Here is a 10,241-nt window from a genome sequence, read left to right as displayed (position 1 = left end):
TACGCTCTTTGACCGAAGCCGCAAGTGCTACGGAATCGACAGATCCAGGGGACATGAGTATGGGATCCATATTGGCTGTGCCGCCAACGTAAAGAACGCTCAGTTTTACTTTTGCCGACAATCCCGAAACGGCCAGCATGCCGACGAGAATCAGTGAAAAAAGTTTTTTCATTACATTTGATTTTATTGGATTAAAAATTTTTCCGACCGGTCGGAATATTAAATTATTCTGCAAAAATTTCGGCAAGGGTTAAATCAAGCTGCTCGTCGTTCCCGATTTTACCAATGATTGTTCCATCGGCAGCGATCAGATATTTCGTAGGTAAATAGTGGACAGCATACTTGTCACTTTGGTCGTTCGATCTGTCGAAACCAACGAATTCGCCGTTCTCATCCGTGAGCGTTTTAAGTCCGCGCAAAATGTGGTGATAGTTCTGCATGCCTACTTTGCTCCCAGCGATGAAGTTTTTCCATTCGTCTTCAGAAGAATCGTTATCGGCCACACAGAAAACTTCAAATCCTTTGTCATGGTATTTGTTGTAGAGTTCCTGAATGTGGGGAAGCGAGGCAACGCATGGTCCGCACCAGGTGGCCCAGAAATCAACCAGAACAACCTTGCCTTTCAGATCACTCAGCTTTATTTCCTTGCCTTCAGGATTTCTATTTATCAGGTCGGGAGCCGGTTTCCCCGGCAGCACGGTTTCGAGGGCATCGATTTCTTTTTTAGTCCCGGCAGCTTCGGGCTGAACCTCAGGAGCAAGAGCGTCATAGAGTTCTTTCATCGTCGAGTAGTCAAGGTTTCCCTGAATCTGTACAAGAACCCAAGGAGCAACGAACGACTTGCCATTGTTACGAATAAAGTCAATGCTCGTTTGCTGCATACTTTCCCGGAGGGTTTCGAGCGAATCACGCAGGGCAGCATTGTCCGGGTCGACTTTTATCGACTCATGCAGACGAGTTATCTGTTCTGTGAACGGTTGGAGCAAGCTTTCATATGCTTTTTGCTGGTCGGTCGACAGCGAACCGGCTATGGCAGCATGAGAGAAATCCGAGCCCATAAGCCCTGAAACGACGATTTCACCCGGTTCCACAAAAAGCCCCACACGAGTTTTGTTCTTCCCGTTCCGTGGGTCGCCCATCATAAGGGTCGCCCCGATTGGAGTTTCCTGAATGCCTTCGAAAATAAAACGTCCGTTCTCGATCACAGCTGTGTCGACCGTTGCAGCCGAACGGTTGTTTGAAGTTCTGTAAAGATAGATTTCCCGACCGTCGGCATCGGAAATTTTGCCGCTTACGCAGAAATAGCCAACCGGCTTTGTGTTGCAGGCACAGAACATGGCGGTTACACCTGCAAGAAAAATGATTTTTTGTGCTTTCATTTGATTTAATTGATTTTTCGGACAAACCGGATAAGTCCGGCTTGTCCAATATTCTGTTAGACACGATTGTGGGTCCTATAGATCCGAACCGGTCGATCAATCATTAGTTTTGGGTAACCGGATAATTGTGTTCGAAATTACCGTTCTTTTCCATCAGACTCTTCGGAAATGGGAACACCCAGATGGTTGATTCCGGTTTCAACGTGTAAGTCGTACCCGAGAATGTCCAGCTGATATCCTCTTTGTAATCACTGAGCAGTGTCCAGCGTTTAAGAGTAATGAAGTCGTAGATGTTAAATACATTCTCGCCATGGGCAACTTTTCTGAGCATCTCTATGGCATCGTTTTTTGTTGTTACCGAGCCTTTCAGCGCATGATAGTCTTCCGGAAAGAAGCGGCCCACACGGATTTTGTCGAGATAGTCCATTGCGTCGTCGATCAGGTTGTTGTTGATGGCATTCTCGGCGAGAATCAGATACATCTGCGGCACGCTCAGATTTATTCGTCCGACGCGGCCATTTCCTTGTACTCCGTAGCTCATGGAACCTTCGGTAACCCCAAACATACTTTCCAACGCCCCCTTTACCACCTGAGAGGTCGTCTCCCAGCTACCCATCCACATCATGGTGTGATAGGTGGCAAACCAGTCTTTCTGAATGTTCTTCTGTTCATAACGTTCGTAGTAGCGCGGTGTAAGCCACGAGAAAAATTCGACATCGGTATCAGTAAAATAGTCTTGGGCAAGTGCCAGTTGGGGCGTCTCGAATGTTTTTACCAGAATTCCCGCACTGCTCGGTGCCTCGGTGCAGTAGTTGGCATAGTCTGATACCGAGCTGTTAACCGCAAGCGCTTTCTGTGCCTCTTTTGCAGCTTCGCCGGGCTGCTGCATATACATCAGCACATGAGCTTTGATCGCATGCGGACATGCGGCGTTGAAGCGCATTCGGTTTACAGCCGACTGCGGAAGCGCGTTCAGCTCGATCGCAGCATCGAGGTCAGCGAGAATGTATTCGTAGACCTCTTTCTGAGTAAGCTGTTCGGTAGGTTGTTTGATATCCTGTGTTTCCAGAACATATGCGATAGATTTCTCGGAGTCAGCCGTAGCCGGATCATAGGCTTTGGTAAACTTCACGGCAGCGAGCCAGTGGAAATAGGCGCGGATCGTCAGAGCTTCGGCTTTTAGTGCCGTTTTCTTTTCTTCGGAACCTGTCGCGGCATCCACAAGACTCAGAATAGGATTGGCAACTGTTCCGATATAGTTGTAGCAATTTGCATAATAACTGTCGCTCGAAGTCAGGTCTACCTGTTCCAAAGCATGCCCCGCCTCGTCGTATTTCAGAAGGATCTGGGTTGTTGTCTTAACCGGATTGGCAAGAACAGTCCCTACGTTGCCGGGATAATACTGTACCGAACCGCATACACGCTGAATATCGGCAATTCTGATATTATACTCCTGGTTGAGAAGCATCTCGAGCTGGTCAGTGGTGGAGAGAAGGTTCATTCCTTTCTGGTCGATTTCTGTGAAATCGGAACAGGAACTAAGCACCGAAGCTCCCACCAGAAAAAGACCTACGATATATCTTGTTTTCATTGTCATGTCAAAATTAAATATTACTAAATGTTAGAGACTCAGGTTCACGCCGAACATATACGATGCCTGTTTACGGATTCCGAGTGTCTCGGGGTCGATTCCGGCGTTGTTCTTAATCCAGAGGGCTTTCGGGTCGTTGATCTGAAAACGGAGTGAAATCTTACTGATACCGACTTTTTCCGTTAGGTGCTCAGGAAGATCATAACCGATAGTTATATTACGGATTTTCAGGAAATCAGCGTCATAGAGACAGTTTGTCGCCGTACGACATTCACTGCCCAGTGACGTAGAGGCATATTCGCCGATACCCGGAACATCGGAATGGTTTTCGGGAGTCCAGGAATTGAGATAGACAATGTTCAGCGGACTGTCCCATGACGATTCGAACACTTCCGATTTGGGCTGGGCGAACATTTTGTGGCCACCGTAGTAGACAAGGAGAAATCCGAGACTCAAGCCATTCCAGCGCAGCTGATTATCCATTCCGACGATCGCTTTCGGATCGGACTGACCACCGAATTCAAGAACGTCGACGCTAGCACTACTTGCGTTGTGCGATGTGTTACCATTCTCAACGTAATACATCGACTGGCCCACCAGACCCGGCCGGTCATCGATCCCAGCGAAACGATAAGCCCATAGCGCATTTACGGGATAACCGGTCTTATAAGGTAAGCTGACGAGATCATAGGCGCGAGTGGCAGGATTCTCCACTTCGAGAACCTTGTTCTTATTGTAGGTTACGGTGAGGTTGGTTGTCCAGCTGAATCCACGGCGGTTTCCGGGAACAAACCAGTCATAGCCGATGGCAAGCTCAATACCATTGTTCCGGATTGAGGCCACGTTGGCAACCATCGATGAGAAACCGGTTGTCGGGTCAAGAGTGATCGGGGCAAAAATATCCTTACCGGTCTTCACGTAATAGTCGAGCGATCCACGCAAACGATAGCTCATAAAACCGTAGTCGAGACCGACGTTGGTCGTCCGGTTCTGCTCCCAGCGCAAGTCAGGATTGGCGGGCGATGAAATAGAGGCGACAGGCAGATTGGTCGTTGAATTTATGTCGCCCGACGATGCCGTCATGTGAGAGGTAGCACCTTGATAGATATTACCGGTAACACCGTAGGAGAAACGGAGTTTCAGGAAATCCATCCAGGACAGGTCGCGGAGGAAACTCTCGTTGTGGGCGTTCCAGCCTATACCTACCGACCACAGGGGTCTGCCACGGAACTTGGCGTCGAGACCGTAGATGTCGGCATAGTCTTTTCGAAACGAACCGAAAATGTTATATTTGTTATCATAGGTGTAGGTTGCGTTGAAATAACCCGAACCATAGCGATGGCGAACTTCTTTCACGATTCCCATTCCGTTTTCAAGATAGGGTGTGAACGCGAACTGGTTGCACGGGAAAGGAGAGCCGTTCATTTGAAAGTAAGGCGAATTGCTCATCTGCGATAAAGTTCCGAAATCAACAGTATGGGTAGCACTGCTTTGAAGCTGTTCGTCATATCCGAGAACAAGCGATTTGTCACCACTGGTTTTCGTCTCCCGGAATTCCAGACCAGCGATAGCCGAAATCTCGTGCTTGCCGAAAGTGTTGGTGTAGTTCAGCTGGCCACGGGCAGTCCAAAAGTTTCCGCTGGTATGAGTAGTCTGAAGAAATCCACCGGTTTCGGGAGTCATATAAACGAGCTTGTGGCTCTCTGTATCCATTTTGGCGTACGCATTCTTGATTGTGCGTGCGGCGTGACTCTCCTGTGTCGCATGTTGCAGGACGTTCTGAGAGTTGACTTCATATACGAACTGGGTCTGAGCCGTAAGTCCGGGGATAATCTTAAAGAGAAGATCGCCATGGTAGCGCATTTCCTGACGGCGCGTCTTTGTCTGGTTATCCCTAAGCTCGTCAACGAGGTTGAATCCGAGATCTTCCATGCCTTCCTGAAGGGGCATGTATTCATTGCCGCAGTACCATGAATAGAGTTTCTTAACGGAGCCGTCGGCATTATAGAACGACTGATACTGGGCATAGGAGAACGGGTCGAGATTAACGTTGTAATCGTTGCCATACTGCTTTATATTGGCGTATACGCCGTTTACCGAGAATGTGGCCACGAGCCATTTTGCAAGGTCGCAACTACCTTTGTAGTAAACGTTGAGCCAGTTGCTCTTATGCTCTATGATGCCCATGTTGTCAGTGCGATAGTTTATCACTAAGTTGTTGCGGAACTTGTCGGAACTACCACGGAGCGAGAGGTTATACTGCTGCATGACCTGGCGACGATAGATGTTGTCGGCGAAATCCTGTGCGAAGTTGTTTTTCGACAAATCAGCGAGAATGTTGTCGAGTTCGGAGCGACCGATATTGCCCGCCGCGTGCTGATACCAGGCATAGGCCACGGGGTTTATCTGAGCGCCGTCGGTAATGTTCTTTCCGAAATTCTCTATGACTTTGTCCCGGGTCATACTCGGATCGTCGGCATACTTGCGGTTGAAATAATAGTCATAGTATTCGCTGGCGCGTTCCACCTGTTCTTCGGCGTTCATCAGGAAGTTATCATGATAATCGACATTCTTGTTTTCATACAAGGTTATGTTTGCCTGGAAGTCAATGTCGATCTTGCCTTTGTTACGGGCATTCTTGGTTGTTACAACAATGATTCCGTTTGCGGCGCGCGCACCGTAGATAGCCGACGCTGCAGCGTCTTTCAGAACGTTCACCGAAGCGATGTCATAGGGATTGAGGTCTTCGATAGAGCCTTCGACCGGAAGACCGTCCACAACGAGCAACGGAGCCGATTCGCCATAGAGCGTACCCGTTCCGCGGATAATCGGTTTGCCGCCGTAGGTCGACAGACCGGCAACGCGAGCCTCAAGATTCTGGATAAGATTCGGAGTGTAACGGTCACTAAGTTTTTCGGAGGAGATGGTGGTTACCGCCCCGGTCATTTTCTCTTTCTTGACTTCCTGGTAACCGGTAACGATAACTTCTTCCATTTGAGACACATCTTCCAGCATGACAATATGTAACACTTGCTGACCGCTTAAGACTACTTCTTGCGTTTTCATCCCCACAAACGAAAATACAAGCGTCAGTCCCGATTCCTCCGGCACTGTCAGAGTGAAATTTCCATCCACATCACTCACCACTCCCACGGCAGAACCTTTCAGCAGAATGGTTACTCCCGGCAACGGACGTCCCTCTTTGTCTTTTACATTCCCGGTAAGGGTGATTTTTTTCTGAGGAACATCAGGTTGCCTGAATTTCGGAGAAATCACAATGATATTGTCTTCCAACCGATACCATAAACCTGTATTTTTCAGGCATACAGCCATAATCTGTCCAAGATCACAATCTTGCATATCTACACTTACCTTTCCGGTCCGTTGTAACATTTCATTACTGTACACAAAATGATACCCCGTCTGTTCAGTCAGTTTTTCAAACACTTCCTGCAAGGAAACCTCGTTTACCGAAATACTGATTTTTACTTGTGAAAAAGCATTGCCATAGACAGTAGAAAATCCTATCAGAAGGAAACAAAACAGCAATTTCATAGTCAACCACATTTTCCAAACTACACCGGAAGCTTTTCCGACATCGGATTCTTGATTTTTTTTCATAGATTTGTCGTGTTTTAATTAAGTGAATAATGACCCTTCGCCAAAAGGGCGTTATTTATTATCGACAGGAAAGTGTTAGCGCGCTTTCCTGTTTTTCTTGAGTCAATCCCGTCTCACCACAACCGTCCGGCCTTTTACTTCAAATTTCACACAAGCCGCATATTCAATGATTTCCAACACCTTATCCATATTTTCGTATTTCGGTAAATTAGCTGTCAAATGTAAATTCCGGATTTCATCGTGCATGACAAACACTTCGACATCATACCAGCGTTCCAGGTCTTCCAATACCTCCCCTAATAATTTATTTTCATATACAAAACGGTGCTCCTTCCAACCGACATAATTCATGACATTCACAGAAGCCACCCGCAGTCCTTCATCAGTTTCGACGGCCTGTTGGCCGGGCCTGATGACAACCTGCTGCCGATGCCAATTGACAGCCACCTGCCCTTCTATCAAAGTCGTCTGACGCTTAACGCCGGGGTAAGCCGACACATTAAACGAAGTACCCAGCACCTTTACTTCCATATCCCCCAAAACGACTGAAAAAGGTCGCTTCACATCTTTCGTCACTTCGAAGTAAGCTTCCCCCTTTAACACCACTTTCCGCTGATCTGCTGAAAAATGGTCCGGATACATCAATTCCGATGCAGCATTCAACCACACCCGGGTACCGTCGGCCAAAACCAATTTGTATTCTCCTCCACGGGGTACCGACAAAGTATGCCATTGTATCCTTTTACCGTTTTCCTGTTCATGATAAACCAGTTGTTTTCCATCATTTACAAAATTCTCGCCTTTCAATTGCTGGCATCCCCTATCCACTTCTAAATCCACGCGACGTCCATCCGGTAAGACCAACTGCGCTTTTGAACTACCTGGACGAATAGTTTCAACCATCGAGACAGGCTGCTCAGATTTTCCGGTATTTTTATATTTTATCATCCAGGCAAGCCCTATCGCTATCAGTACCAATGCAGCATACGGCAATAAATACCGGAAAGGAACACGCTTCCTCCGTTTCATCGCTACTTTCACCCGTTTCCAATCTTTCCGGGAGTCGTATTTCATATATTCTTGCCATTCTGTTCCTTGATATGAACGGGCCCCGAGGCTTTCATAAAACGAGCGGTTGTCTGCACTCTCTTCCAACCATTCTTCCAGTTCGGTCATTTGCTGTTTATCTGCTTCTCCGTGCCAACAAAACAAAATCAAACGGGCAATTTCCTGAGGAGTATATTTTTTAGAGGTCATCTTTTCTTCATTTTCTATTAAAACCGGTGAAAGAAGCAAAAGGATGACAAAAGATGAAAAAATAATCAAAATATTCCGAAAAGTTTTAGAGCGACCATTACTAATGCAAGCAATAAAATATAACGTATGTACTTCGCTCCCCATTTCACACTCAACCGGGTCCCGATCCAGGCCCCCGCCATGTTACCGCAAGCCAGAATCAAACCGGTACGCCAATCTACCAAATCATACCAGACAAAAATAATGAGTGCCCCGAAAGTATAGATCAAGATAAGCAATACTTTCAAAGCATTTGCCTTGAGCAAATCGTAGCCACATCCCAATACCAAACCACCCAGCATAAAAAAACCGACACCGATTTGTATAAAACCGCCATAGAAGCCGATCCCCAAAAATATCAAAAAACGTACCCAGGGATGCCGGGCTTTTGCTTTTTCAATATTAGATTTCACCCAGGTATTGGGATCCAGCAAAATCATAAAAAACATCACCACCAATAATCCCCCGATCATTTTTTGTAAAACGGCAGCCTGGATGTCGACAGCCGTAAAAGCTCCTAAAATACTTCCCAAGGTAGTGGGGAGCAGTAAAGGATAATCCGTTTTAAAATTCAATATTTTCTTCTGTCGAAAAGTAGCTGTCGAAACGATATTTTGCAGAAGAATAGCCACCCGGTTGGTTGCATTAGCCACATGGGGCGGCAAACCGAGAAAAATCAAAAACGGAACCACCAACATCGATCCACCTCCGGCGAACATATTGATAAACCCGGAAGCAAAACCCAATAAAACGAGATATAACATGCTGTTATCATTCATGGAATTCAAAATTAATGGTTTTATTAGAGAAAATTCTAAGATAAAGTCATAAATTTGATCGTCGAATTATCAGAGCCAGACATGAATCCGGAGATCACAGATCAAACGCTCGTTTTACAACGACTCAAAGAGGGCGATGAAAAAACTTTCGAATTGTTATTTCATCGTTATTACGCCGCATTATGTTTTTTTGCCAATAAAATATTAAAAGATGAAGAAGCAGCAAGAGATGTCGTTCAGGAAGTGTTTATTCGTTTCTATGAGAAAAGCTATGATTTCCCAAACCTGATCGCTCTGAAATCATTCTTGTACAGCTGTGTACAATCCAAAGCCCTGAATGCTTTGGAGAAGCAAAATACCCGGACATTTTTAAAACAACGTCTGGACACTCCCAAATATGAAGAAGCCACCTATTTCCGCCACCAGATCGAAGCGGAGATATTCGAGGAAATTTTTGCTGCCATTGAAGAATTGCCTTCCGAATGCCGGCGGATTTTCAAAATGAGCTACCTGGAGCACATGGACATCCGGGAAATTACAGAAAAATTACAAATTGCCGAATCTACTGTAAAAACACAACGCCAACGGGCAAAACAATATCTCCGCAAACGCTTAAAAAACTTGTACACTTTAGTTATTTTCCTATTTTTCGAATAAAAGATCAGCCTACCGAACGCAAAATATCGATCACGATCGGTTTTAGCCCGCTAAAGAAAAATTCGACAGCAATCACCATCACGATCAGCCCCATCAACCGCATCATCACGTTATTGCCGGTTTCGCCGAGTATCTTGATAATCCGGGAGGAACTTCTTAAAATAAGATATACCAAAGTAATCACCACAGCTACGGCGATGACCATAATCATTTTGGTTTCCCAATCGGTAGCTTTGTTCCACATAACGATTGCGTTGGTAATCGCACCAGGGCCACATAACATCGGAATAGATAAAGGCGTGATCGAGATATCGTTGACATAACTCTTCACTTCCGATTCTTTCACCTTGGTTTTCACCAAACGGGCTTGCAACATATCCATCCCCATAATCAAGAAGATGATTCCTCCGACAATCCGCAGACTATCGATGGAAATACCGAAAAAACGGAATAACAAATCGCCTGAAATAGCAAAAAACATCATGATGAGAAAAGAGACCAAAGAAGCCCGGCGGGCCACTTTTCTACGTTCTTTTTCATCCAGCTCCATCGTCATGGTCATAAAAACCGGCATCGCTCCTAACGGATTGATCAACGTAAAAAACGAGGTAAAACAAAGTAATCCAAATGTAAACATCTCTATTCTATTTTATCGTGAAGAGCCGTATCCGTCTTCTTCTTTCAGTGCGACAAGATAACGTTTTTTATTGTTTTTTATAAATATAAGGTAGGTTTAATTTTTTTTCTTTCTATTCCGATTCCGGGCTTTATACCGGAGGACCGGTTCGCCTGGAACGGTCCGTTAAGGCTTTCCTTCACTGACCGGCGGAACTCCTCACTACGTTCGTCAGACACCACCGGTCGGGCGTTCGGAAAACCTAACCGGACACTCGTTCCTGCTCCAATGGTCCTCCGGTA

The 10,241-nt window shown here is 46.0% G+C and carries 8 protein-coding genes; 1 reads left to right on the top strand and 7 read right to left on the bottom strand.

Annotated features, from left to right (window positions below; translation table 11 throughout):
* Positions 1–224: 224 nt before the first annotated feature.
* The 5 genes from WS42_RS13220 to WS42_RS13200 all read right to left on the bottom strand — a co-directional run bounded on the left by WS42_RS13220 (position 225) and on the right by WS42_RS13200 (position 8,666).
* Positions 225–1,379 carry a TlpA disulfide reductase family protein gene (locus WS42_RS13220; protein ID WP_046451232.1) on the bottom strand — a complete coding sequence of 385 codons (1,155 nt, stop codon included), beginning with the start codon at positions 1,377–1,379 and terminating at the stop codon, positions 225–227.
* A gap of 103 nt (positions 1,380–1,482) precedes the next feature.
* Positions 1,483–2,970, bottom strand: coding sequence for a RagB/SusD family nutrient uptake outer membrane protein (locus WS42_RS13215; RefSeq protein WP_046451231.1), 1,488 nt, complete (start codon positions 2,968–2,970; stop codon positions 1,483–1,485).
* A gap of 30 nt (positions 2,971–3,000) precedes the next feature.
* Positions 3,001–6,591, bottom strand: a complete 3,591-nt coding sequence (locus tag WS42_RS13210; RefSeq protein WP_046451230.1) for a SusC/RagA family TonB-linked outer membrane protein — start codon at positions 6,589–6,591, stop codon at positions 3,001–3,003.
* Between the two features lie 102 nt (positions 6,592–6,693).
* Positions 6,694–7,848 carry a FecR family protein gene (locus WS42_RS13205; protein ID WP_046451229.1) on the bottom strand — a complete coding sequence of 385 codons (1,155 nt, stop codon included), beginning with the start codon at positions 7,846–7,848 and terminating at the stop codon, positions 6,694–6,696.
* 65 nt (positions 7,849–7,913) lie between these two features.
* Complete coding sequence (locus WS42_RS13200; protein ID WP_046403285.1) at positions 7,914–8,666, bottom strand: sulfite exporter TauE/SafE family protein; 753 nt, start codon at positions 8,664–8,666, stop codon at positions 7,914–7,916.
* A gap of 81 nt (positions 8,667–8,747) precedes the next feature.
* Here WS42_RS13200 and WS42_RS13195 point away from each other — a divergent pair, with 81 nt between their 5' ends.
* Positions 8,748–9,323 carry an RNA polymerase sigma factor gene (locus tag WS42_RS13195; protein WP_046403287.1) on the top strand — a complete coding sequence of 192 codons (576 nt, stop codon included), beginning with the start codon at positions 8,748–8,750 and terminating at the stop codon, positions 9,321–9,323.
* 4 nt (positions 9,324–9,327) lie between these two features.
* Here WS42_RS13195 and WS42_RS13190 read toward each other — a convergent pair whose 3' ends face one another.
* Together WS42_RS13190 and WS42_RS13185 are read right to left on the bottom strand one after the other, a co-directional pair.
* Entirely contained in the window at positions 9,328–9,960 is a 633-nt protein-coding gene (locus WS42_RS13190) for a MarC family protein (RefSeq protein ID WP_013613536.1), read from the bottom strand.
* 77 nt (positions 9,961–10,037) lie between these two features.
* A partial coding sequence (locus WS42_RS13185) for a hypothetical protein (protein ID WP_046451228.1) occupies positions 10,038–10,241 on the bottom strand: 204 nt, incomplete at its 5' end.

Source organism: Odoribacter sp. N54.MGS-14 (genome assembly GCF_000980295.1).
Taxonomy (GTDB): domain Bacteria; phylum Bacteroidota; class Bacteroidia; order Bacteroidales; family Marinifilaceae; genus Odoribacter; species Odoribacter splanchnicus.
Note: the sequence above shows the minus strand (reverse complement) of the source record. Positions and strands in the feature narration are given on the sequence as shown.

Excerpts from the sequence above, each read along its gene's own strand:
- WS42_RS13220 (WP_046451232.1), bottom strand. The coding sequence starts at position 1,379 with ATGAAAGCACAAAAAATCATTTTTCTTGCAGGTGTAACCGCCATGTTC.
- WS42_RS13215 (WP_046451231.1), bottom strand. The coding sequence starts at position 2,970 with ATGAAAACAAGATATATCGTAGGTCTTTTTCTGGTGGGAGCTTCGGTG.
- WS42_RS13210 (WP_046451230.1), bottom strand. The coding sequence starts at position 6,591 with ATGAAAAAAAATCAAGAATCCGATGTCGGAAAAGCTTCCGGTGTAGTT.
- WS42_RS13205 (WP_046451229.1), bottom strand. The coding sequence starts at position 7,848 with ATGACCTCTAAAAAATATACTCCTCAGGAAATTGCCCGTTTGATTTTG.
- WS42_RS13200 (WP_046403285.1), bottom strand. The coding sequence starts at position 8,666 with ATGAATGATAACAGCATGTTATATCTCGTTTTATTGGGTTTTGCTTCC.
- WS42_RS13195 (WP_046403287.1), top strand. The coding sequence starts at position 8,748 with ATGAATCCGGAGATCACAGATCAAACGCTCGTTTTACAACGACTCAAA.
- WS42_RS13190 (WP_013613536.1), bottom strand. The coding sequence starts at position 9,960 with ATGTTTACATTTGGATTACTTTGTTTTACCTCGTTTTTTACGTTGATC.